This is a genomic window from Campylobacter sp. MIT 97-5078, assembly GCF_006864455.1.
Classification (GTDB): Bacteria; Campylobacterota; Campylobacteria; order Campylobacterales; family Campylobacteraceae; genus Campylobacter_D.
The window spans coordinates 1-25,235 of sequence record NZ_QHLK01000016.1 but is presented as its reverse complement, the minus strand read 5'-3'; the positions used below and the strand labels follow the sequence as shown (position 1 = coordinate 25,235).

Genomic DNA, 25,235 nt, shown 5'->3' with positions numbered 1-25,235 from the left:
AAAAACATCACGAATGGTATTCATATTTGATCCTACTCTGTGTTGTAAGACATCAAGTAAGCGATTTAATACATTTTGAAGTTCAATGAGTTGAGGGTTACCCGGACTTGCTGTGATCCTTGCTGTTAGATCACCTTCTTCTACTATATGCACGGTTTGAACAGCTTGTTGGACGGCAAGTTTGTCTTGCTCGAGAGTTCTTTGAATTTTGGTTATATTTTCATTGATTGCCATTCCCATTTGTCCAAGCTCGTCTTGAGCACGGATCTTAATGGTATGAACTTTAACATTTTCGTGGTTGATATAGCGGAAGAAATCCAGCAAGGTATTAAGCACTACGCCTATTCTTGAAGCGATAATTTTACGCACAAGAATATAAAGAATAACTCCAATAACCACTAAAACAGCAATACCGATCAAAGCAATATTGATTTGCAAGCTTCTTGCATCTGCTAACACCGCACTTTTAGGAGCTGTAGCAACAACATACCAAGTGGCAATATTTCGTATATTAAAACCTTTGATCGAAAGCATAGCTTCAACATTTTTTGCCGTAATATAATCGTTCGAAAAAGCAAAATCTTTATTACCATGGATAAGATCAAGAATTTTTTGAACACTTTGGGCATTTTGGTTATATTCTTTGATATTTTGTCCTATAGCACTCGTATCTTCATGTGCTGCTACGACGCCCTCTTTATTGATGATAAAACGCAAATCGCCTTCATATATTTGAAATTTTGGATCTGAAATATTATCTGCTAGGTATTTAAGATCGATAATGAAACCGATCACACCTATAACTTCATCATTTTTTGCTCCAAAGATAGGATAGACTATATTTATTCCATAGAATTTTTTTCCATCCAAATCCATCATTCTAGGGTTACCTAAAACTGGAGCTTTATCCGCTAAAGCTTTTAAAACAGATGGTCCTGTAAGCACAGAATCATCAGCATCAATAACCCTTACTCCGCCTCTTGAGGTTGGGTTTTCATCGTGATAAAACATCATAAATTTATTATTTTTAGTGATGAAAGCTGGGTCTTGATCTTTAAATTTAGCACTTGGATTAAGTAAATACAAATACGCAAATTCGATATAATTACTTGCATCAACAGCTGAAATAATACTAAATTCAACCTCATCTACACTCATAGTTTGTGAAATAAGTGCTGATCTGATGTTTTGGCTTGAAGATTCAAGCAAAGTTGTAAGTTCTTGAAAGATACCTTCAGCAAAATTCGCATAGCGATTTACTGAAGCAGTGAGTATTTTTTGTGCATCTTTATCTGTAGTTGCTGTTACCCTAGAAGAAATAGTAAGGAGCATAACAAAAATACCCAAACCGACAAGAATAAGCACGGAAGATACGAGCTTTGTTCCTATTCTTAGATTGTTGAAAGACTTCATATTTTTCCTTTTGCGTCGTGAGCTTGTTAAATTGAAAGTGACGAAAATTGTCACATAATCGCACATTTTCAAAAAAATTATAAAAATTATACCACAAAAATATTTAAAATTTTGATTTAAAATAAAATTTCAATAAAAACTTTTTCTTACTTTACAAAAACTTCCCTAGTTGCAATAAACCAGATATCATGCACACAGCAAAGTACCAATTATCCAAATACACCACTTAAATAAGCTCTTGTTTTTTCTTGTTTTGGGTATTCAAAAAATTCTTTACTTTCATTAAATTCAACAAGTTCGCCTAAGTGAAAAAACGCTGTATAATCAGCCACTCTTTTGCCTTGCTGCATATTGTGCGTAACCATAATCATACTTAAATTATGACTTAATTCTTTTAAAAGTTCTTCTATCACAGCTGATGAGATAGGATCAAGGGCTGAGGTTGGCTCATCTAAAAGTAAAAGTTTTGGATTTATCGCCAAAGCTCTAGCTATGCAAAGTCTTTGTTGCTGTCCGCCTGAAAGGGCTAAAGCATTGCTTTTAAGCTTATCTTTTACCTCTTTAAAAAGCCCTACTTTTTCAAGTTTATCAACGACTAGAGCTTCTTCATCGCTTTTGTGTTTTATTAAGCCATGGAGTCTTGGAGCATAAACTATATTTTCATAAATACTTTTTACAAAGACATTGGGCTGTTGAAACACCATACCCACGCTTTTTCTTAACTCAACTACATCAAGTCCTTTTACATCTTTACCCTCAAGCTCGACAAGGCCTTCTATTTTTGCGATCTTGTCATTCATGCGGTTAAAACAACGCAAAAAGGTTGATTTTCCACAGCCTGAAGCACCGATTAATGCGGTGATTTTGTTTTTATTAATTTGCATATTGATGTCAAATAACGCCTGTTTTTTATCATAAAAAAGATTTAAATTTATCACTTGTGCTAGCATGTTTGTTTTCCTTGAAAGTATTTTCTAAGTAGTATGGCTACTAAATTTAATATCACTAAAAGTCCTAAAAGCACCAAAATTCCAGCTGCAGCTCGTTCTAAAAAGGCACGTTCAGGCATGGAAGCCCAGTTATAAATCAAAGCCGGAAGCACGGTTGTAGGCTGATTAAGCGAGCTTGCTACATCTGGGATAAAAGCTACCATACCTATAAGCATCAAAGGTGCGGTTTCGCCTATAGCTTGAGCTAAGGCTAGGATAGAGCCTGTTAAGATCATAGGCATGGCTAAGGGCAAAACCACGCCTTTAACCATCTGCCATTTTGTAAAACCAAGAGCTAAAGCTGCATTTTTCATACTCACATCAACACTTTTTAAAGCCGCTTTTGTCGCAACGATGATAATAGGAAGGCTCATAATAGCTAGAGTTAGTCCGCCAACAAGAGCTGAGGAGCGAGGCACACCAAAAAAGTTGATAAATAAAGCCAGTCCTAAAAGCCCAAAGATGATACTAGGAATGCCTGCAAGATTGTTTATGCACACTTCTATGATATGTGTAAGTAAGTTTTGTGAAGCAAATTCCTCAAGATAAATCGCAGCTGCTACGCCTATAGGCACAGCTACAACCATACACACAAATATACAAAGTAAGGTGCCTACTACTGAAGCTAAGATACCTGATTGTTCAGGAGCTATTTTTGAATCCCCACTTAAAAAGAAATTTGAGTTAAATTTAGCCTCAAGCAAATGATTTTGTATAAGCGTATCCACAAGGGCTTTTTGTGTGTCATCAAGTTTGTTAAATTTTTGTTTGGCGTATTGATCAACTTCTGCATTTGCTAAGAGCCAAATTTTATTTTGCGGTAAGCCATTTTGACGAATTTGTCTTCTTTCGTTTCTTGAGAGTAACTCTATCACACTTGAGTTTGACTCAATGCTGATTAAGATATAATTTTGTTTTAAGGCTGGCAAACCAAGATATACAAGCGTGCTTATAAAGATACTCAAAAAAAGCATATTGATATATAAACCAGCTTTACAAAAGAGCTTAAAATGTTTTGAAGCTTTTTTGCGTCGTTTTATGAGAGTTTTCATAAACTTTTTCCTTTGTGGAATTTATTAATAAGATAAACACTAAACATATTGATGATTAAAGTGATGATAAAAAGTGCAAGTCCTAAAGAAAAAGCACTTAAGGTTAAAGAACTATCAAAAGCCTGATCGCCTTGCAAGGCTTGGACTATATGCACAGTTATCGTTGTCATATCTTCTAAGAAATTTAAACTCATATTTGGACGCAAAGACGCTGCCATAACCACGATCATAGTTTCTCCTAAAGCCCTTGAAAGCCCAAGCAAACAAGCTGCAATGATACCGGGCATAGCTTCTGGCAAGATCACAGCAAACACCACCTCTTTTTTTGTCATACCCAAAGCATACGCTCCTTGAATTCGCTTAACATTTACAGCCTCAATGCAATCTTGCGATAAAGAAGCCACTATAGGCACGATCATAATTCCCATCATAAAACCAGCCCCTAAAGCACTTTCATAACTTGCATCTATACCAAGAGCATGAAATATCCAGACAATTGAAGGTGCGATGATAATCACGGCAAAAAAGCCAAAAACAACGGTTGGAATTCCAGCGATAAGCTCAAGCACAGGCTTAAGATAGTTTTTTGATCTTTTACCTGCAAAAACTCCAAGATACACAGCACACATGATACCCAAAGGCAAAGCCGTTATCATAGCGATGATAGAGATATAAAAAGTTCCCCAAAACAAACTCGTCGCACCAAAAACCCCATACCCTGTGCTACCATCAGCTAAAGTAAAAGCCGCATCAGCTGCCCACTGCGAAGAAAAAAGAAAGGTAAAAACACTTTCTTTGCTAAAAAACTTCAAAGCCTCGATCAAAATAGTAAGCATAATCGCAAAGCTAATCACCACGCTTACAAAGGCACATAAAAAAAGTATGCTTTTAATCACTCTTTCTTTTATGATATTCTTTTTCAAATTTAAAATCCTTGCTTTTAAAAAGTTGTGAAAGTATAAAAAGACTTGGAAACTTTTTGGAAACTTACAAAATTTTTATTTAAGCGAATTTTTATATTATTTTATATAAAATTGAAACTCCATTTTAAAATCATAAAAAAGGATAATTTAATGAAACTGAACTTCAAATTAAGTATAACAGCTATACTACTACTCGCTGGGGAGGGGCAGCTAAACGCTGAAGAAACGCACACCCTTGAATCTTCAGTTATCTCTGCTTCAGGCTTTGAGCAAGATATCAAAGATGCTCCCGCGAGTATCTCAGTTATCACTAGTGAAGAACTTAATTCTCGTCCTATTAAAGACATAGGTGAGGCTATACAAGAAATTCCGGGCGTTGATGTATCGATGAATAAAACCGGCACTTATGATTATAGCATACGCGGTTTTGGCTCTGCTTATACCCTCGTTTTAATAGATGGCAAACGTCAAAGCGTAGCAAATGGTTTTTATAGCAATGGCTTTGATGGTAGTGAAAGTGGCTATATGCCTCCACTTGCGATGATAGAAAGGATAGAAGTTATAAGAGGACCAGCTTCAACACTTTATGGCACTGATGCGGTTGGTGGAGTGATAAATATTATCACTAAAAAGATGAGTAATGAAAGCAGTGGTTCTATAGTTCTTGATACCCAACTTCAACAACATCCTGATCTTTATGGTAATGCTGGCTCTATGAATGGCTATATTTCAGCTCCACTCATAGAAGATAAACTTTCTTTTTCAGCTCGTATAAAATACTACAGCAAAAACGAATCTTCTCATCTTTGGCCTAGCGTGCCTTATAACAATGGCACTCAAAGACCAGCTAATTTTCAAATTCCAAGCCATAGTCCGGGCAAGCTCACAACCTTAAACATAGGCGGACGCTTTAATTTTGTGCTTGATGAGGCAAATAGTTTTTATTTTGACTATGAGCATTATGATAATAATATCGTTACTCGATCAACAAGCGGACAAGCCATCCGTTCAGATAGGGTAATCAAAAAAGATAATTTCGTTGGAAACTATGATGGAGTTTTTGATTTTGGAAATATCAATTCTTATGCTCAATATGGACGCACTTGGGATAAAGAGCTTGTTTCTCAAATCATAGTTGGAGAAACAAAGGCTGTGCTTCCTTTTAATTTAGGTGCGGCTGGAAATTTAGTGGGCTCTTTTGGAATAAGGGCTGATTATGAGGTTTTAACCGATGATACGGCAGGAAGTAGAGGCAGCACAAATATTTTACAAGGCAAAAATATCGATCAAATCACAGCTGCTTTATACGGCGAAGGCGAATACTTCATCACTGAAAATTTCATCTTTACCACCGGTTTAAGATGGGTGTATAGTGATTTATTTAAAAGTGAGTTTACCCCAAGAGTATATACAATCTATCATATCACTGATGATATAGCCTTAAAAGGTGGCATAGCGAAGGGCTATAAAACACCGCAAGCTAAGCAAATCAGAAAAGGCAGATACAGCTCAGGTGCAACAAGTGATGCTTATGGCAATCCGGACTTAAAGCCAGAAGAAAGCATAAATTATGAGCTTGGAGTTGATTTTAATCTTTTTGATTATGCAAACTACACCATCACAGGCTTTTTAACAGACTTTAAAAATCAAATCAGCACGCAAAATGCAACAATGTCAGATGTCTTACCAAACGGTGTAACTTGTAACGCAAGCGGAGGTTGCACCTATCCTATCAATCTTGGCAAAACTCAAGCTAAAGGGATAGAATTTGCTTTTAAAAGTGCAAAATTTTATGATTTTAGACTAAGCTCAAGCTATACTTTCATAGAAAATGTGTATAAAGATGGTGTTTTAAATGTGCTTGGTGGCACAAGGGTTGAAAATAAACCAAAACATATCATCAATACCAAACTCGAACATGAATATGGTAAATTCAACTCTTTTTTAAAATTTAGAGGCAAATTTAACACCATAGCTAAAGCAAAGGGTGGCAACAATAGACCTTTAACTAACGCAGGCGGCACAAAAGTTGAAAAATACAAGCCTTTTTACACCTTTGATCTAGGCACAAGCTATAAGATAGATAAAAACTCAACCTTAAGCTTTATGATTTACAATCTGTTTGATAAAGACTTTTTTGATCCTATAGCTACAGGAAGAGACACTGCCACAGGTAATCCAAGCGGATATGCTAACCTTTATCAAGACTATACTGAAGGCAGAAGCTTTTGGATGCATTATAAATACGACTTTTAAGCTTTTTTAACTTTGCTTATTCCTTTCACTAAACTTACTCAAAGCCTTTTTATGAGCTTTGAGTGAAGGTGTTTTGCTGTTTTAAAACACCCTGTTAGCTTTTACCAAACTTTCATCAAGCTTTGTTTTTTGTTCTAAATGCTTTTGGTTTGCTTTTAAATGTGTATCACTTAGTGGCACAAGTCCTATTTTTTCAAGCTCTCCTCCACTTTTTGCTAGTTCATCACTTATATAAAGCTTAGCAAATTCTAAAGTTTCAGGATTTTTAGCGTTTAAATATATATACAAGCTTCTTGCAAGCTCGTATTTTCCCTCAGCGATATTTTTTTCGTTTGCTTCTACAGCGTCTATTTTAGCAGCATTAATCTTGTCTTTATTTGAAGCTAAAAAGCCATATCCAAAAAGCCCGAAGGCATTTTTATCCACACTTAGCTTTGAAACGATTAAATTATCATTTTCTCCGCTTGGGATATATGCGCTATCTTGACGCATACTTTTGTATTTGCCAGCTTGATCGCCATATTCTTTAAATTTCTTTGAAATTTTACTTAAAACAAGTTCTTCTATAGTATCTCTCGTGCCAGAACTTGATGGGGGTCCATAAATGGCTATCTTGCGATTTGGCAAGCTTTTGTTAATTTGCTGCCAATTTGTGTAAGGGTTTGGTATAAGTTTGCCATTTTGTGGAACTTCCTTAGCAAGAGCTAAAAAAAGTTGCTCTAAAGTGATATTTAAGGGTGCATTGGCTTTATTTTGTGCTAAAACTATGCCATCATAGCCTATCATTACACCGATGATATCTTTTACACCGGCGTCTTGGCATGCTTTAAACTCACTTGGCTTCATCACTCTTGAAGCATTTGAAATATCAGTTTTACCCTCACAAAATACCTTAAATCCTCCTCCTGTGCCTACACTTTCAACTATAGGCGTGCTTGTATTTTTTACAGCTGCGTATTCTTCAGCCACAAAACTTGTAAAAGGATACACGGTTGAAGAACCAGCTATCTTAAGCTCATCTGCTTGAAGCAAAGAAAAAGCTACTACACTTAATGCTAGAATTTTTTTCATTTTTTCTCCTAAAAAATAATTTAAGCATACAAAGTATAAGATAAAAGAGAAACTTTTTAGAAACATATCATTTTATTTAAAATAATCTCATATTTTTGATAAATATTTTCTTTAGATAATGATATTATCAAAAACTTATATTTTTGATAATATAACTTTAAAAGTCTATTTTTAAGTATATTTATGCTAAAATATCAAGATTTAAAAAGCATTTTTTATTATCAAAATAAAATAATTTTGATAAATTTTTTTTCATTTTTTGTAAAAAAATTAAAAAATCGTGCTATAATTTTCTCACAAAATCAAAAAAAGGAGGAAGTTATGCTTTCAAAAGAAGTTATTGCTCTGCTTAACGAGCAAATCAACAAAGAAATGTTCGCGGCGAATTTATATCTTAGTATGAGTTCTTGGTGCTATGAAAATAGTTATGATGGTGCTGGCTTGTTTTTATTTGAACACGCTGGCGAAGAAAGTGATCATGCCAAAAAACTCATCACTTATCTTAATGAGACAGACTCGCATGTCAAACTTGCTGAAGTTACAAAACCAGATGATGAGTTTAAATCTTTACTTGATGTGTTTGAAAAAACTTATAAGCACGAGCAATTCATCACAAAGTCAATTAATGATTTGGTTGATTTTATGCTCGTCAAAAAAGACTATCCGACCTTTAATTTCCTTCAATGGTATGTTGCTGAACAACATGAAGAAGAAGCACTTTTTAGAGGTATAGTTGATAAAATCAAACTTATCGGCGAACATGCAAATGGGCTTTATCTTGCTGATGCGTATATTAAAACTTTAGCTAAAGGCTAAATTTTAGTGTGGCTTTTAAGTAATGTTAAGCCACACTTTTTTATCTAACTTATTTTTGCTTCATATTTTATTTTGTTTTTTTATTGGTTTTCAAATTTTCTTTAAGTTTTATGATCCTATCAAATGCTAAGCTCGTTTTATTTATCTTTTAAAATAGCAAATTCTTTTATCTCTTTTTTGTTTTTCTAGCTTTTATTTACTGAATAATCCAGCGATACTTTGTTTTTGAAATGTAATTTTCTATTTTTGCTTTATTTTTTATAAAAACTTACGATGGTGTTAAAAAAATGTAATTTTAAGGATTAAACAAGCGAGCAAAAGCCCAAAAAGGCTTTTTAGTAGAATTTATTTAAAAGTTGTGCCACCATCTACGATGAAGGTGTGTCCTGTTACCCAGCTTGCTTTTTCAGAACACAAGAATAAACATGCACCAGCCAAATCTTCAGGCTGTCCCATGCGGTTAAGTGGGCTAAGATCAATAGTAGCTTGCTTAACTTCTTCATAATTTGTAAAGGCTCTTAAAGCATCCGTTTCTATAGGACCGCCACTTACTACATTTACGCGTATGTTTTTGTCGCCAAGTTCAGTTGCAGCGTATCTTGCCATAGCCTCAACAGCAGCTTTTGCTGTGCCATGCCCTGCGTAATTTTCAATATAGACTAAATTCCCAGTCGATGATATAGAAATAATAGAACCCCCACCTACTTTTTCCATTCTTTTGGCTGCTTCTTGAGCACCTACTACAAAGGCATTTACTGTGGCTGTAAAGATATTGTTAATCCCTCTTGGACGAAGCTTCATAAATTTAGTATATCCACCTACTACAGGACGCCCTGATATGATAGCATTTGAGATAAAAAAATCTACTCTATCAAAGTCTGCATCAATCTTTTCAAAAAGCTCTTTATAGGTTTCTGGTTCAAGTATATTAAACTCATACGCTCTTGCTTTTATAGCATAATCTCGTTCAAGCTCTTCTACCAAACTTGAAGCTATATCAGCGTTTGAATTATAAGTAAAAGCGACATTTGCTCCAACCTTAGCAAATTCATATACTATAGCTTTGCCAATACCCCTTGTACCACCACTTATGACAAGGGTTTTTCCCTTAAAGAAATCTTTCATATTCTCTTCCTTGTAACTATATAGTCTTTTAAAGTCTAAATTTTATCAAATCTTGCTTAAAAAATAGCTAATATACTTTAAGCAAATTCGGCAAAAACTCACCTTGATGTAAAATTTCCACAAGCAAAAGTGCAAAAGCTCCTAAAAACCAATTTATACTTCTTTTAAGCTCCTTATGAAAAAATTCTGGGCGCATTTTAATCTCATAAGGCACGTAAAAACCTTTAAATTTTGGAAAAAATCTTGAAGTTTTAGCTAGAAACTCTTCATACTTACTTCCAAATTTAGAACCCAAGAAGTTTTCCTCCCCTTTAATCGTATAATGATACACCCACAGATAAAAAATTACTGCGATAATGATAAGACTAAGTTGAGCCTTTAAAGCCACAAGCCCTATAAAGGCTATAAAAGAGAAAAAATACAAAGGATTGCGACACAAGCTATACGCTCCATAATCAATAAAATGAGTCCCATCTGTGCCTTCATTTTTCATACCGCCGATAAAAATCGTCGCATAAAGCCTACCAATAACGCCTACAATCACACAGCAAAAGCCCACAAAGCGGATAATACTTGCCACAATCTCATCATAAGCACTATAACTTACTAACACATAAACAATAAAAATAAAGGCAAAAAGATACTGCCACACAAAGCGGTTAAACATAGCTTGTCTCTTTGCCTAAACAGGAATTTTTCAAAAATAAATTCTTGCTTTTAAATTTTGAGTTTATAGTTATGATGATATACTTAAACGATCTCATATTGTTTTAAAACCTCTTCAAGTTTTTTTAGAGTTTCTTTGCTTGGAGCAACTAAAGGTAGGCGGTATTCTAAGCTTTCAAACAAACCGCACAGATGCATTGCAGCCTTTAATGGGATAGGATTACTTTCACAAAATAAAACTTGATTGATATTATAAAGCTTATCATTGATAGCCTTTGCACCCTTATAATCCTCAACTAAAGCTAAATGTGTAAGCTTTGCTATCATATCCGGCAAGAGATTTGAAGTTACTGAAATGACGCCTTTTCCACCATTTGAAAGTATGGGATAATTAATGGCATCATCGCCACTTATAACTATCATTCTTGGCTCATGAGCGAGCAAATCCACGCATTTATTCATATTGCCACTGGCTTCTTTTACCCCGTAAATATTTTCACAATCCCTAAAAAGCCTTATAATAGTATGTGTTTCTATCTCACAACTTGTTCTACCTGGCACATTATATAAAAGTACAGGAATTGTAACACTCCTAGCGATGGCTTTGTAATGTTGATAAAGCCCTTCTTGACTTGGCTTGTTATAATAAGGCGTTACGCTTAAAATCCCATCAGCCTTGTGCTTGGCTGCAAATTGAGCCAAATCAACGGCTTCATGAGTAGCGTTTGAGCCAGCTCCTGCTAAAACCTTTGTATTTGTGCCTTTGCACGCATCAACAGCGATTTCTATACAAATTCTATGCTCTTCATGCGTTAAAGTCGCACTTTCTCCAGTGGTGCCAACAGGCACTACAGCGTCTATGCCGTTTTGAATTTGCCTTTTGATGAGCTTGTGAAAAGTTTGCTCATCAAGCTTGCCATTTTTAAAAGGTGTTGCAAGAGCTGTCATAGCTCCTGTGATGGATTTTGTGTTCATTTTTTGTCCTTTCTCAAGATGAGTGTGGTTGAGTTTTTAGCTGTAAAATACTTTTTAGCTACTCTTACTAAGTCTTTTAGCTCAAGTTGTGAGATATTTTTTTCATATTCTAGCAAGGGTGTTAAGTCTCCTTTAGCGATGAAATTTCCACATACATTACTTACTGAGCTTGCATTTGTCAAAGAAAAGATAAAATCACTTTTAACGCTGTTTTTAATCTTTACAAGCACTTCTTTTTCAAGTTTTTCTTGTTTGATATGGCGTAAAATTTTAAGCAGTTCTTGCTCGACTTGTTCAGCTTTTACGCCTACATTACAAATGCAAATAAAAATAAACAAATTTTCATCTATACTCTCATTGCAAAAGGCATAATGCTCGTTTATAAGCCCTAATTTATCAACTAAAATTTTATTGATTAAAGAGCTTTTTCCATTGCCTAAAAGCTCACTTAAGGCTTGCAAAGCTGGTATGTCTTTGTGCTTAAAATTTGGGATTTTATACGCAAGAGCTAGCATTTGCGTGCCACTTTCTTTTTGAATTTCTATACGTTTAGCCCCATCTTGTTTTGGCTCTTTGGTGTGTAGTTTTGGTATCTTGCCCTTATTTTTAATATGAGAAAAATACTTGTTTGCACACTCAAAAACTTCAGCTGCTTTAATATCCCCACTAACAAGCAAAAAGGCATTTTGTGGCTGATAGAAGGTTTGATGAAAGTCTTTAATGTCTTCTATACTCCAATTTTCAATGTCTTTCATAAAACCAATCGGTGTCCAGTGATAAGGGTGGTATAAAAAGGCATTATTAAAAAGGCGAAAATACAAATAACCAAGAGGGCTATTATCAGTTCTCCAACGTCTTTCTTCAAGCACGACTTGACGTTCTGGTTGAAATTCCTCGTCTTTTAAATTTAAATTTTGCATAAGTTCAGCAAAAAGCCATAAAGCCTTGTCTAAATTGTCTTTAGAGCATTTAATATAATAATGCGTATAATCAAAGCTCGTGCTTGCATTATCAACGCCTCCAAAGCCTTTTACTATCTCATCAAATTCCCCTGCTTTTAAATTTTTTGTGCTTTTAAAATTCAAGTGTTCAAGCATATGAGCTATACCACTTTTGCCTAAAACTTCATTTCTTGAACCAACCTTATAAAATATATCTACGCTAATAACTTTTGAACCTTTATTTACAGGCATAACATAAACTTCAAATTTGTTTTTTAACATTTGTTTTTCATAAGCGATCATTTTAAATTTACTCCAACTGCTTCACTAATATGTATGAATTGATCTTTTCTTAAAAGCTCAACTAAACCTTGATTGATTTGTGCGGCTATATTTGGTCCTTTATAGATAAAAGCTGTGTAAATTTGCACTAAATTCGCTCCATTTTTAATCCTCTCATACGCTACCTCGGCACTATCAATACCTCCGCTTGCAATAAGCAAGGTTTTACCAAAAAGTTCTTTAGCCAGCTCTTTAAAAAATACCCCACTTTTTTCTTGTATAAGCTTACCACTAATGCCACCAAAGGTGCGGTTATTATCAAGTAAAGAATAATCTGTGCTAGTATTTGCAATGATAAGCCCACTTACTCCTTCTTTGATCGCACATTCACAAAGTTTTAAGGCTTCATCTATGCTCATATCAGGAGCAATTTTAAGAAAAATAGGCTTTGAAGTGATAGTTTTAGCCTCTTTAAAAAGCTCTTTGATAAAGTTTTGGCTTTGCAAATCCCTTAAATTTTGCGTATTTGGCGAGGAAATATTGATGATAAAATAATCGCATAAATTTTCAAAGCTCTTAAGCAAAATAAGATAATCATTCAAAGCCTCTTCATTGCTTGTAGTTTTGTTTTTGCCTATATTTGCACCAAGTGGGAGTATAAAAGGATAAAGATCCGCCAACCTTGAAGCGATTTTGTCCTTACCTTCGTTATTAAAGCCCATAGCATTTTGCAAGCTTTCTTGTTCTATGAGGCGAAATAAACGAGGTTTGTCATTGCCCTTTTGAGCTTTTGGCGTAAGTGTGCCAAATTCTAAAAAGCCAAAACCAAGAGCACTTAAAGGACGTATCATAGTCGCATTTTTATCAAAACCACCAGCTAAGCCCACAGGATTGTTAAAATACAAGCCGCAAAGCTCTTGTTTAAGGCTATCATCATCAACGATATAATTTTTAGCTAAAAAGCTCAAAGTCCCCGGACATATAAAATTTAAACTTCTTATAGCCCACTCAACTAAATGATGTGCATTTTCTGGATCAAGCTTGAAAAGCAAGGGTTTGAAAAATTCATAACTCATATTTTTCCTTGATTATTTTTAAAAATTGTAGCCAAGCTTAGCTAAAAAATGGCTTTTAAATTTCTTCTCCTTGAATACTTTTTTCTTTAAATTTCTTATATAAGCTACAATGTTCAAGCAAATAAGCATTATTTCCTGTGGCTATAACCTTGCCCTTTTCAATCACAGCTATAATATCAGCATTTTCTATAGTGCTAAGGCGATGAGCGATGATGAGTATAGCATGATCATTTTTAAGCTTTTCTATACTTGCAACTATAGCCTTTTCACTTTCATTATCAAGGGCTGAAGTGGCTTCATCAAAAATGAGTAAGTCTGGATTTTTATACAAAGCCCTTGCTATGGCTATGCGTTGTTTTTGTCCTCCGCTTAAATTTTTACCATGCTCTTGCAGCACTGTATTTATGCCACCTAAGTCTTGCACAAAATCATACGCACTTGCTTCTTTTAAGGTTTGTAATACCCTTGCTTCATCAAATTCCTCACTATAAGCGACATTTTCGGCTATAGTATCATTAAAAAGATAGATATTTTGAGTAACTAGGGCGATTCTAAGGCGGAGGGATTTTAAAGTATAGTTTGTAATATCCTTTTCATTGAGTAAAATTTCACCCTTTTGTTTGTCATAAAATCTTAGCAAAAGATTAATGATAGAACTTTTTCCACCCCCGCTTGGTCCAACTAAGGCACAAATTTGCCCTTTTTCAAAAGCAAAGCTTGTGCCATTAAGAGCGTGTTTATCCTCTTCATAGTGTAAATGCACATTTTTAAATTCTATCCTTTGTATATGCTTAAGTTCATCTTTGCCATCTTGAATTTCAGCTCTTAAGTCAAGCAGATAAAATACTCTTTCACTTGCTGCCATTGCTCCTTGTATGCGTCCATACATTGATGAGAGTTTTTTAAGTGGAGTGTAAGCCATAAAAAGCGCAGTGATAAAACTTGAAAACTTACCCACATCAAGCGAGCCATCAACAACTTCTTTTCCACCTATAAAGATCACTACAGCAACACCTATAGAGCCAAAAATCTCCATTATAGGGCTAATAGCCGCATCAACCCTTGCACTTTTTAAGCTTAGCCGAGTGAGCTCTTGATTTTCCTTGCCAAATTTAAGCTGTTCTTTAGTATTAGCATTATTGGCTTTAATAAGCTCTATATTTGAAAAAATTTCGCTTAATCTTGAAAGCATATCAGCATTTTTTTCTTGGGAAGCATGCCCTATTTTTCTTAATTTTCTTGCAAAAAGTGCGAGTGGATATAGAGCAAGTGGGATAACAACAAGGGCAAAAAAAGCTAGAGTTGGACTTTGATAAATCACTACAGCCAAAAGCCCCACAACCATAATCAAATCCCTTATAAACTCAGGGATTATGTTTGAAACTATGCTTTGTAAAGCCCCTATATCGCCAGTGCAGCGGCTCATCAATTCTCCACTTCTATACTTATGAAAAAAGCTCATATCAAGGCTGAATATATTTTTAAGCATATGATCGCGAAGTTTTTGCAAAATGCGTGTGCCTATAAAGGCTGTATAATAGCTTTGTATATACATACCTATATCTTTAAGTAAATACACTCCAATAATGCCAAGAGGCAGATAATACAGCATTTCCTTGCCCTTGTTAATAAAAATTCCATTAATCACCGGCTCCATGATCCAAGCACTTAAAGAAGTCCCAATTGCACTCAAAATAATGCCAAGCCCAACAAGCAAAAAATAAAACTTATGCTCTATATAATAAGGCTTAAAGCGAATTAAAATTTCTTTTAAATTCATATCTTTGTGCATTTTATTCATTATTTTTTTCCCATACTACGCCATTTGGTGTATCTTGTAAGCTAATACCTTTTGAAAGTAAATTTGCTCTGATTGCATCAGCTTTTTGAAAATCTTTTTCTTTTTTTGCTTCAGCTCTTAAGGTGATTTGTTCCTCGATAAAGTCAATTTCATCTTTACTTACGCCAAATTGAAAATACGCATTTGTATCTAAAAAACCAAGCCCTAAGATCAAACAAGTTTCTTCTAAGGCTTTGCTAAGTTTAGTTTTTAAGGCTTTGTTTTTACTATCTTCATCAAGCTTTTGATTGCTCTCATTTATAAACTCATCAAAGTTTGCAAGGGCTGCTGAGATATTTAAATCATCTTTTAAATTTAAAAGCAAATTTAAAGCCGGTTCACTTTTAAAGCCTTCTTTTAATTCTTGAGCCCCAAAGTCCTTAAAAGCTTCTAAGCTTAAACGTTTTTTAAGGCGGTAAAGCTTATCAAGCCTTTTTTTAGCCACAGCTAAATCCTGTAAAGAATAAGAAAAATGTGCCCTATAATGTGAGCTTAAAAGATAAAGTCTTAGCACCTCGCCTTGAAAAGCTTGCAAGGCATCCTTAATAAAAAAGCTATTATTTAAACTCTTACTCATCTTTTCGCCATCAATTTTTACAAAGCCGTTGTGTAGCCAAAATGAAGCTAGGTTTTTATCAAGGGCTAAACGACACTGACAAGCTTCATTTTCATGGTGAGGAAAAAGCAAATCTATCCCTCCACAATGTATATCAAGCCCTTCTTTAAACAAGCTTTCTATCATGGCAACGCATTCAGTATGCCAGCCAGGACGCCCTGTGCCAAAGGGTGCAGGGTAAAAGTTCTCGTCAAATTTCCATAGCACAAAATCACTTTCATTGTGTTTTTTGCTTTCATTTTCAAGGCGGCTGATATTGTTTTCAAAACCCCTATGAGAAAGACTTAGATAGGCTTTATCTTTACTTGTATCAAGATAAATTCCATCTTCAAGCGTGTAAGTAAAGCCTTTACTTATAAGCTTTTGTATTAAAACAATCATTTCTTTGATAAAATACGTGGCTCTTGGCTTAAAATTTGGCTCTAAAACATTTAAAGCCCTCATATCCTCTTCATAAGAACTTATATAAAAGGCAGTAAGTTCTTCTAGGCTTTGTTTATTTTCTTGCATTTTTTTAAGAATTTTATCATCTATATCAGTGTAATTTCTTGCAAAACTTAGCTTAAAACCAAGTGCAAGCAAAACCCTACGCAACAAATCAAAGCAAATACTACTTCTAGCATGTCCTAAATGTGCATGATCATAAACTGTAGGACCGCACAGATAAATATTTAATTGCTTTTTACTTAGCTCTTTTTTCTGTTTTGAAACACTATCAAATAAAATCATACAAACCCTTTAAAAAATTCATAAATATAAACTATATGTTCTATCATTATAGCTTTAAATTCAAGTAAAAGTAAAGCAAAGCTTAACAAAAATACGCAAGCGATGAAAAATTGTTTTAAGCGAATGAGATTTAAAAAACGCGTAAAGCCAAATTCTTTGATATTTGCACCAAGTAAATAAAAAGCACTCACCGAGCTAGCCAAAGATACGCCTATGACTTTATATTCTGCATTTTCTATCAAAAACACACAAGCTAAAGAAAAAACTAAAGAGATAAGCAAGGCTTTAAAAGCTATTATGGCAGCGACTTTTTGTTTAAATTTAGCATAGAGCCAAAGCGAGAACAGCTTTTGCAAGCCAAAGGGCAAAAGCCCAAGCATATAAGAAATAAGCACTAAGGCTGTGAGTTTAGTGTCTTTATCAGTAAAATTTCCCCTCTCAAAAAGCAAGGCTGTGATCTCATAAGCAAAAATTATACCGATGATAGTCGCTAAGATAAGCAAAAAGGATAAAGCCTCTAAAGCCTTTTGCATAAAGTTTAGGGCCAATTTTTCTTCCCCACTTTTAAGGTGTTTGAGTATCTTTGGAAAAGAAACTTGAGTTAAGGCTATGGCAAAAAGGGCTAAGGGAAGCTGAAAAACGCGGTTTGCATAATAAAGATAAGAAATGCTTCCAGTAAGCAAAAAGCTTGCTATAGTCGTATCTAAAAGTGTGCTTAGCTGGGTAGCTGAGCTTCCTAATATGCCGTGAAAAAAAGTGCTGTAAAATTTCTTTAAACGCACCTTAGTTTTTTTAAGTTTTATGCTTAAATACATGGCTTTTATTACAGGATTATTGCGTAAGGCTATGATATGCCAGATAAGTTGAGCAAGTCCGCTTAAAACTATGGCGTAAGAAAAATAATACAAATTTTTCTCAGGTTCATTTGCATCAACAAAAAAAGCAGCTAAGACTATGCAGAGGTTAAAAAAAGAGCTTGAAAAAGAAGTGATGAAAAATTTCTGCTCATAATTTAAAATCGCTCCTAAAAGCGTAACCAAAAAGATAAAAAACAAATACCAAAAATTAATAGCCACAAGTGGAGCTGCCTTAGCTATAGTCTCAACTGAAAAGCCAAAGGCAAAGATTTTAGTAAAAAACTCAGCAAAAAAGCTCACCAAAAGACAAAATAAAAACACTATAGCACAAAACTGCACCAAAACAGCAAGGGTAAAAGCCCCTTTTTTTTTCGCACTAGTAAAATTTGGCAAAAAACTCTGCCCAAAAGCACCTTCAGCAAAAATGCGTCTAAAAAAAGCAGGCATTTTAATAGCCACAAAAAAGATGTCACTATAAAGCCCAGCTCCTAAAAACAAAGCCAAAAGCACATCTCTAACCAGCCCGAGCACGCGAGAAAACAAAATACCTAAGGCATTGATGATGAAATTTTTAAAGACTTTATTTTTTTGCACTTGCTTTCTTTATTTCTATAAAATATATGGTTAAAAATGTTTATTTTAGCTAAATTTTGATTAAATTTCAGTATAATTTCTTCCAACAAAGACTATTTTGAGAAAGCAAAGTTATGAATTTAGAAGAAGAAATTCTCATCACAAGCGATCCGTATAATGAGCTTTTAAAAGTAAGCACAAAACATAAAATCGATCTTAAAAAGCTTGATTTTCAAATTTTGGGCTTTAATACGAGCTACAGTATCGATGAAAAAGAGCAAAACAAGCTTAATGATAAGGAGCTTAGCTATTTTGATAATGATGAAAATTACTTACAAGCAAATTTAAAAATCACTCAAGAATACAAAATCAAAATCAGCGAAAAAAATGCGATCCAAGCAGAACTCAGCCAAAGGATCAAACTTATCAGCGATAAAACCACAAACAAACTTATCGCTGTGATCGAACTAGGTGGGCTTGAATTTTACAAAAGTATAGCTATAAATATCCTGCAAGATATTTATAAAAAGATGATTAAAGAAGAATTTTTTATAGGTATTCGTATTTTTGATTTTAAACAAAAACTCATTGATCTACTCAACGAACTTAAAGAGCAAAAATTACATAGAAAAAAAGCGTATATACTTGTTTGTAAAGGTGTAAATTCTATTTCAGCAGAAAGTGAGAAGTTAGTTTTAGCTTATAGAGAAAATTTTAAACAAGAAAAGGTGCAAAAGGTAAGTATTATCGGGGTTAATGAGGGGGATTTGGTGCTTAAACACATCACACCAGGACTTACAAGGGAGGGTAAGAACTTAAAGCTTGAACCTATCAAAGCTTTTGTGCCACCTGAAAAAAAGATAGAGTTTTCCTGCTCGGCAAATTTTGAACTTACAAAGACAAATGAAAACACTTATAAAAGCTGTATTGGCGAATATAAAGCCAAAAAAAAAGGTTTTGTAAGCGAAATAAATCATAACTTTGAGATCGAAAATGAGCTGAATTTATCTTCAGTAAATTTTAAAGATACCGGAGCTATTTGTGCTGGACTTGATAAAAATGTAAGCATAAATATAAGAAATGCAAGCGAGCTTGAAGAAGCTGTAGGCTCTGGAGTATATATTGAGTGTGAAAACCTAACTATAAATGGCAATGTTGCTGGAAACACAACCTTAAAGGCTAAGGTGCTTAAAATTTACGGACACACACACAGCACAAGTAAAATGAGCGCTGAACAAGCCTATATATCAACACATAGAGGATATTTAGAAGCTAAAGAAGCTGATATCGATAGCATTGAAAACGGATCTGTAAAAGCAGACATTGCAAAGATCAAAAAGAGCTTAGGAGCAAATATCACGGCTAAAAAAGTCAGCATACTTACCCCAGTAAATAACAATACTATTATTTTTAGCCAAATTGCTTATGTTGATCAATGCCAATCTAGCACAAATAACAAATTTCATGCTCAAGTCATTGATTTTAAAGATGATTTGCAAGCAAAATTAAAGCAAATTCAAGAAAGGCAAAAAGCTTTGCCAGCACTCATTGAAAACCTTAAACACAATATAAACTCAAGCAAAAATGGAGTAGAAACTCTTTTAAAAACTATCGCTAAGCTTAAAAGCCAAAATCAAGCTATGCCACCAAATTTTGCTCCTATCATCAAAGAATTTCAGAATTTTACTCAAGAATTAAATAAGCTTCAACTTGAAGAAAATGAACTTAATCTTGAAGAACAAAAGATTATCAAGACTTTAGGAGAGGCTCAAGATGAGCTTTTAGAGGCTCAAGTGATCAACAAAGGTGGTGTATGGGGCGATATGAATGAGATTAAATTTAAGTTTTTATTCCCAAGAAGTGAGCTTTTGCATGCTACAAGTGCAAATGAAGCTGCTAAACGTTTTTTTGTAAAAAGAGACTTTGACAATGAAGGTAAAATCAAACTTGAAAGTGCAAATGAATACAACGAAAAGGATATAGAATGGTCGCAGCCATCGAAGGCATAATCACACACAAAGAACCAACCTTTATTATCATTAAAACTAGCTCAGGCGTAAGTTATGGGGTGCATGTGTCTTTATTTTGCACAATAAAGCTTGAAAAAGGGCAAAAAATAGAACTTTTCACCAGCCCTATCATCAAAGAAGACACACACAAGCTTTATGGTTTTTTGGATAAAAACGAGCAAAAAATGTTTGAATTGCTTTTAAAAGTTAATGGCGTAGGTGCTAGCACAGCTTTAGCTATTTGCTCGACTTTGGATACAAATTCTTTTTATCAGGCTTTAAGCTTGGGCGATGAAAGTGCTTTTATCAAAGTTCCCGGAATTGGTGCAAAAAGTGCAAAACGCATTATCGTTGAGCTTGCAGATAAGCAGTTTAAATTCCAAAACCTAGATGATCACAAAAGTCAAGCTCTAGCTGCTCTTGTATCCTTAGGCTTTAATCAAGCAAAAGCCATATCAGTGCTTGCAAAATGTGATGCTAAAGAAACTTCAGAGCTTATCAAACAAGCTTTAAAACAACTTTCTTAAGGATTTTTTATGAAATACGCAGTGATTTTTGGAGCCAATTCATACGAACATGAGATCAGCATAGTTTCAGCTGTGGTGCTTAAAAAGGTATTTAGAGCTGATATGAGCTTCGTGTATTGTGATAGCTTGAAACATTTTTATCTTATCCCTGAAGATAAAATGAATGCAAAAACTTTTAGCAGCAAAGCTTATCTTAAAGAAAAAGAGCTTTTTTTAAAGCAAGGTGGCTTTTTTGAAAAGGGTTTATTTGGAGAAAAAAAGCTAGAATGTGAAATTTATATCAACCTCGTGCATGGCAAAGACGGAGAAGATGGCAAGTTTGCTTCTTTGTTTGAGTTTTTTAACCTTGCTTACATAGGGCCTCGCATAGAAGCAAGCGTGCTTTCATACAACAAAGAACTAACCAAACTTTATGCTCAAAAAGTAGGCGTAAAAGTCCTGCCTTATAAGCTTTTAAAAAGCTATGATAAAACTTCTTTAGCTCAAGATTTTGACTTCCCTTGTATCATAAAGCCAGCAAGACTAGGTTCAAGCATAGGCATAAGCGTAGTTAAGGACAAAAGCGAACTCGAATACGCTAAAGATGTGGGCTTTGAATTTGATGGGGAATTGCTTATAGAGCCTTTTATCAAGGACATTAAGGAGTATAATTTAGCAGGATGTATGATCAACGATGATTTTATTTTTTCTATGATAGAAGAACCGCAAAAAAAGGAACTTTTGGACTTTGAGCAAAAATACCTCAGTTTTTCAGGCAACAATGAAGTCAAAGAAGCTAAACTTGATGAAGCTTTAAAAGCTAAATTTTATGAAGCCTTTAAAAAAATATACAATCCTTTATTTAAAGGGGCGTTAATAAGGTGTGATTTTTTTGTGATTGATGATGAAGTGTATATCAATGAGATCAATCCAAATCCTGGTTCTTTGGCAAACTATCTTTTTGATGATTTTTCTGTAGCACTTGAACGACTTGCAAAAAATGTTAAAAATGAGAAAAAAGTCAAAACTGACTTTGCTTTTTTGCATTCCATTAATGCCTCAAAAGGAAAATTATAGCTTTTCATACACCAAAATACGCTAAATTTTACATAAAATTTAAAGTAAAATAAGGATATAAATGATATCTTTTCATCAAGAAGAAATTTTTACCGCCACCGAAGTGGTGCGAAATTTCAGCACCATACTTGAAAAAGTCAGTAAAAATAAAAATGGAAAATTAGTCATACTCAAAAACAATAAATTTCAAGCCGTAATGCTTAGCATGGACGAATACGAACGTCTTGTCAATGCGGTAAATTTACTTGAAAATATCTACAAAAACCAAAAGAATTAACAATGGCACTTTGCAATCTTAACGTTGAAAATACACCCTATGAGATCAGCTATGAACTTACCAACCTCAAAGCCAAAAAATGCCTACTTATACTGCATGGCTGGGGAGCAAATAAAGAGCTGATGAAACAAGCTTTCAACCCTGTTTTAAGCGAGTATAAATGCTTATATTTAGACCTAGCTGGTTTTGGTAAATCAAATAGTCCAACCAGTCTTGATACAAAGGGCTATGCGAGGTTAGTTGAGGCTTTTTTAAAGCATTTGCATTTCACACCAAATGCTTTGATAGGGCATTCTTTTGGGGGCAAAATTTGTGCTTTACTTAGCCTAAGTCAAACAACAGAGCTTCTTATCTTGCTTTCTTCAGCTGGCATTATCTGGCAAAAAAGCTTAAAAACAAGGCTTAAAATCAAGCTTTTTAAAGCCTTAAAAGCTCTTGGTTTGGGCAAGTTTTACAGCCTTTTTGCAAGCAAAGACGCACAAAATTTAAGTCCCTTGATGTATGAAACTTTTAAAAAAGTCGTTGATGAGGACTTTAGTGAAATTTTTGCTCAAATTCCTTGCAAGACTTTTATTTTTTGGGGACAAGATGATAAGGCTACACCTTTAAAAAGCGGAGAAAAAATCGCCTCTCTTGTCAAAGAAAATGAATTTTATCCTCTTAAAGGTGATCATTTTTTCTTCCTAAAAAATGCTGAACTTATCGCCAAAATCATTCATAAAAACTTGGAGCAATAATGATTGATCTTTTTTTACTCAGTGAAACTATATCAGCTTTTATTTTAAATTTATTCACTGGTTTTTATCTTATCCTTGCTTTGCAGTGGTATTCTTATAAGCTTTCACGCGTATTTTTTCACTTTGCACGTCCTTTTTGGCATATATATTTTATCATTGTGCCTTGGTTTGTATATATACTCGTGCCGCAGTTTTTTATCATTTTTGCTGCAGTATTTTTGCTTTTTTTTATCTTTTGGTATAAAAAACTTGATAAAAAGCTAGTTTTTACTAGCAAAGTTAAGGTTTTCTTAAGCTTGCTAGTAAGCCTTAGCCTGATATTTAGCTTGAGTTCTTATGTGTTTGAATTTAGAGCAAATTTACTTGCCTTAGTATGTGCTTTAGTGGCTTTAAAATATTTTGATCTGTATCAAAAACGCAAATTCATCAAACTTGCTCAAAACAAACTCGCAAAACTTGATCAGCTTACTATCATCTTAATCACCGCAAGTTATGGCAAAACAAGTATGAAAAAATTCTTATATGAGCTTTTAAAAGATGATTTTTTAACGCACGCTACCCCAAGAAGTGTCAATACCTTGTTAGGCGTAGTTAAAGACATCAACGAGAATTTAAACCCAAACACGCAAATTTACATAGCCGAAGCAGGAGCAAGGCAAAAAGGCGATATACTAGAACTTACCCAGCTTTTAAATCCTCAAATTTGCATAGTGGGAGAGATAGGGCAGGCTCATTTAGAGTATTTTAAAAGCAAGGAAAATATCCGTGCAACCAAACTTGAAGCCTTGCAATCAAAACGTCTTAAAAAAGCTTTTTTACACTCCTCAACCCTCATGCAAGAAAATGAAACACAAGTTATTTATGATACTAAACTAAGCAGTGCAAAAGCCAGCCTTGAAGGGCTTGAGTTTAGCTTAAAGTTTGATGATACAAAACAAGACTTTCAAACGAATTTACTTGGCGAATTTAACGCACAAAATCTTTGTGCTTGCATTTTTGTTGCAAAATTCTTAGGACTAAGCCTAGAAAGGCTAAAAACCAAAGTGCAAGCCCTGCAAAGTGTAGAGCACCGCTTACAAATCATCACCAAAGAACCAAAATTTATTATTGATGATGGCTTTAATGGCAATTTTGAGGGCATGAAACAAAGCTATGAGCTTTGCAAAAGCTATAAAGGACGCAAAGTGCTTGTAACACCTGGCATTATAGAAGTAAGCAGAGCACAAAATGAAGCCCTTGCAAGCATAATCAATGAATGCTTTGACTTTGTCATCATCATAGGCGAAAGCAATGCTACTCTTTTAAATGCTTGTTTGAAGATAGAAAAACTGGTGCTAAAAGACAAAAATGAACTCGTGCAAAGCCTAGCCACACACACAAAAAATGGGGATTTAATCCTCTTTTCAAATGATACGCCAAGTTTTATGTGAGAAGTAATTTAAAATCAAAGAAGCAAGCAAGCAATGCTTTCAAATGCTTTTATGCAAAATTATAAACCGCCTCTTTAAGATAATCTAAGGTATAAACTTTTTTAATTTTCTGCCGATCTTTATATAATAAAAGGCAGAAAACAGAAATAAAGTATTATTTTAAAGGTGTAAATTATGTTTAGCAATGGCTTGAATTATAATATAAATTCCGTTGCACAAAATCTTGTATATTCTGCGTATAAGTTGGATTTGCCTACAAATAACGCAGAAAATACTACAAATATTAGCGACATTAAAACTAAAGATGCTGATAAATCTAGTTATATAAATAATGTTTATTTTAGAGAAGGATTAAAAGGAGCTTATGTCAATGTCGGCTTAAGCGATGAGAATTTACAAAGATTACAAGAAGTATTTGGAAGCCAAGGCGTTAAAAAAGATGACAATGGTAATGTAGTGTTACAAGGCAAAGCAGAAGAATTTGTTAGTTCTTGGTTTAATGATATTGCCTATAAAAGAGGATATGCCAAAGCAGATTCAAACAATGATGGTTCATTAAGCTTAGATGAAAAATATAACACCACTACCTTTTTTGGAAATGGTGCTATTCAAACGGGCAATAATGTTTCTGCATACAATTTTATAAATTACGCAAAAGCTACAGCTTTTGTAAACGCTAATGATTCAGCAGGTGTTGATTCTGCTGTATCAAATTCCATAGAAGAAGAATTAAACAAAACGCTAGAAAATGACAAAGATATGGACGGCAGAATATATTTTAGTGATACAGCTTCGCCTGAAAAAATCTTAGTTATTTTAAAGATATAATGGGAACTAAAAAAAATATTTTCACTGGTAGAAAATCTATCTTTGCTATACCTTCTTTTAGTGCTATTGTAGTTGATTTAAAAAAAATGCTTGAGGAATTAGAAAAGATGATGAAAGAAGCTTTGATGAAAGAATTAGGTCTTACAGGTAATCCTGATAATTATGATTTAA

At 34.1% G+C, this 25,235-nt stretch carries 22 protein-coding genes; 9 read left to right on the top strand and 13 right to left on the bottom strand.

Annotated features, from left to right (window positions below; translation table 11 throughout):
• The 4 genes from DMB91_RS07935 to pstC form a co-directional block, all read right to left on the bottom strand.
• Positions 1-1,413: cache domain-containing protein (locus DMB91_RS07935; protein ID WP_185900264.1), on the bottom strand; the 1,413-nt coding region annotated here is incomplete at its 3' end.
• 209 nt (positions 1,414-1,622) lie between these two features.
• Positions 1,623-2,363 (bottom strand): phosphate ABC transporter ATP-binding protein PstB, encoded by a 741-nt coding sequence (pstB, locus tag DMB91_RS07930; protein WP_034902617.1) that lies wholly within the window; start codon positions 2,361-2,363, stop codon positions 1,623-1,625.
• Positions 2,357-3,454 (bottom strand): phosphate ABC transporter permease PstA, encoded by a 1,098-nt coding sequence (pstA, locus tag DMB91_RS07925; protein ID WP_034902614.1) that lies wholly within the window; start codon positions 3,452-3,454, stop codon positions 2,357-2,359. The genes pstB and pstA overlap by 7 nt, the downstream gene beginning before the upstream one ends.
• Entirely contained in the window at positions 3,451-4,365 is a 915-nt protein-coding gene (gene pstC / locus DMB91_RS07920) for a phosphate ABC transporter permease subunit PstC (RefSeq protein ID WP_034903618.1), read from the bottom strand. The genes pstA and pstC overlap by 4 nt, the downstream gene beginning before the upstream one ends.
• Positions 4,366-4,527: 162 nt before the next feature.
• Between pstC and DMB91_RS07915 the strand changes: the two genes are divergently transcribed.
• Positions 4,528-6,633: a TonB-dependent receptor domain-containing protein gene (locus tag DMB91_RS07915; RefSeq protein ID WP_034902611.1), complete on the top strand. Its 2,106-nt coding sequence runs from the start codon at positions 4,528-4,530 to the stop codon at positions 6,631-6,633.
• 81 nt (positions 6,634-6,714) lie between these two features.
• Here DMB91_RS07915 and DMB91_RS07910 read toward each other — a convergent pair whose 3' ends face one another.
• Positions 6,715-7,704 (bottom strand): PstS family phosphate ABC transporter substrate-binding protein, encoded by a 990-nt coding sequence (locus DMB91_RS07910; RefSeq protein ID WP_034902608.1) that lies wholly within the window; start codon positions 7,702-7,704, stop codon positions 6,715-6,717.
• Positions 7,705-8,025: 321 nt separating this feature from the next.
• Here DMB91_RS07910 and DMB91_RS07905 point away from each other — a divergent pair, with 321 nt between their 5' ends.
• Positions 8,026-8,520, top strand: coding sequence for a ferritin (locus DMB91_RS07905; RefSeq protein ID WP_034903615.1), 495 nt, complete (start codon positions 8,026-8,028; stop codon positions 8,518-8,520).
• Between the two features lie 345 nt (positions 8,521-8,865).
• On the opposite strand, the gene DMB91_RS07900 is transcribed toward DMB91_RS07905, so the two are convergent.
• From DMB91_RS07900 to murJ, 8 genes are all read right to left on the bottom strand, one after another.
• The gene (locus tag DMB91_RS07900) at positions 8,866-9,645 is read right to left on the bottom strand and encodes an enoyl-ACP reductase (RefSeq protein ID WP_034902604.1); all 780 of its coding nucleotides are present in this window, start codon (positions 9,643-9,645) and stop codon (positions 8,866-8,868) included.
• Positions 9,646-9,712: 67 nt separating this feature from the next.
• Positions 9,713-10,312: a methyltransferase family protein gene (locus tag DMB91_RS07895; protein WP_034902601.1), complete on the bottom strand. Its 600-nt coding sequence runs from the start codon at positions 10,310-10,312 to the stop codon at positions 9,713-9,715.
• An 83-nt stretch (positions 10,313-10,395) separates the two neighbouring features.
• Positions 10,396-11,286, bottom strand: a complete 891-nt coding sequence (dapA, locus tag DMB91_RS07890; RefSeq protein ID WP_034902598.1) for a 4-hydroxy-tetrahydrodipicolinate synthase — start codon at positions 11,284-11,286, stop codon at positions 10,396-10,398.
• Positions 11,283-12,530 carry a M16 family metallopeptidase gene (locus DMB91_RS07885; protein ID WP_034902595.1) on the bottom strand — a complete coding sequence of 416 codons (1,248 nt, stop codon included), beginning with the start codon at positions 12,528-12,530 and terminating at the stop codon, positions 11,283-11,285. The genes dapA and DMB91_RS07885 overlap by 4 nt, the downstream gene beginning before the upstream one ends.
• Positions 12,527-13,585 (bottom strand): quinone-dependent dihydroorotate dehydrogenase, encoded by a 1,059-nt coding sequence (locus tag DMB91_RS07880; protein WP_034902592.1) that lies wholly within the window; start codon positions 13,583-13,585, stop codon positions 12,527-12,529. Before DMB91_RS07880 ends, DMB91_RS07885 begins: the two co-directional genes overlap by 4 nt.
• A gap of 55 nt (positions 13,586-13,640) precedes the next feature.
• Positions 13,641-15,377: an ABC transporter ATP-binding protein gene (locus DMB91_RS07875; protein ID WP_034903612.1), complete on the bottom strand. Its 1,737-nt coding sequence runs from the start codon at positions 15,375-15,377 to the stop codon at positions 13,641-13,643.
• A 1-nt stretch (position 15,378) separates the two neighbouring features.
• Positions 15,379-16,770, bottom strand: coding sequence for a cysteine--tRNA ligase (gene cysS / locus DMB91_RS07870; protein WP_034902589.1), 1,392 nt, complete (start codon positions 16,768-16,770; stop codon positions 15,379-15,381).
• Positions 16,767-18,221 carry a murein biosynthesis integral membrane protein MurJ gene (gene murJ / locus DMB91_RS07865; protein ID WP_034902586.1) on the bottom strand — a complete coding sequence of 485 codons (1,455 nt, stop codon included), beginning with the start codon at positions 18,219-18,221 and terminating at the stop codon, positions 16,767-16,769. Before murJ ends, cysS begins: the two co-directional genes overlap by 4 nt.
• Before the next feature lie 113 nt (positions 18,222-18,334).
• On the opposite strand from murJ, the gene DMB91_RS07860 reads away from it, so the two are divergent.
• The 7 genes from DMB91_RS07860 (at position 18,335) to DMB91_RS07830 (ending at position 25,064) form a co-directional block, all read left to right on the top strand.
• Entirely contained in the window at positions 18,335-20,209 is a 1,875-nt protein-coding gene (locus DMB91_RS07860) for a hypothetical protein (protein WP_034902582.1), read from the top strand.
• Positions 20,185-20,736, top strand: coding sequence for a Holliday junction branch migration protein RuvA (ruvA, locus tag DMB91_RS07855; protein WP_034902580.1), 552 nt, complete (start codon positions 20,185-20,187; stop codon positions 20,734-20,736). The genes DMB91_RS07860 and ruvA overlap by 25 nt, the downstream gene beginning before the upstream one ends.
• A 9-nt stretch (positions 20,737-20,745) precedes the next feature.
• Positions 20,746-21,792, top strand: a complete 1,047-nt coding sequence (locus tag DMB91_RS07850; RefSeq protein ID WP_034902577.1) for a D-alanine--D-alanine ligase — start codon at positions 20,746-20,748, stop codon at positions 21,790-21,792.
• A gap of 61 nt (positions 21,793-21,853) precedes the next feature.
• Positions 21,854-22,069 (top strand): type II toxin-antitoxin system Phd/YefM family antitoxin, encoded by a 216-nt coding sequence (locus DMB91_RS07845; RefSeq protein ID WP_034902574.1) that lies wholly within the window; start codon positions 21,854-21,856, stop codon positions 22,067-22,069.
• 2 nt (positions 22,070-22,071) lie between these two features.
• Positions 22,072-22,806: an alpha/beta fold hydrolase gene (locus DMB91_RS07840; protein ID WP_034902571.1), complete on the top strand. Its 735-nt coding sequence runs from the start codon at positions 22,072-22,074 to the stop codon at positions 22,804-22,806.
• Positions 22,806-24,236, top strand: a complete 1,431-nt coding sequence (locus DMB91_RS07835; RefSeq protein WP_034902568.1) for a Mur ligase family protein — start codon at positions 22,806-22,808, stop codon at positions 24,234-24,236. Before DMB91_RS07840 ends, DMB91_RS07835 begins: the two co-directional genes overlap by 1 nt.
• Positions 24,237-24,410: 174 nt before the next feature.
• Positions 24,411-25,064: a hypothetical protein gene (locus tag DMB91_RS07830; RefSeq protein ID WP_034902565.1), complete on the top strand. Its 654-nt coding sequence runs from the start codon at positions 24,411-24,413 to the stop codon at positions 25,062-25,064.
• The last annotated feature ends 171 nt before the right edge of the window (positions 25,065-25,235 follow it).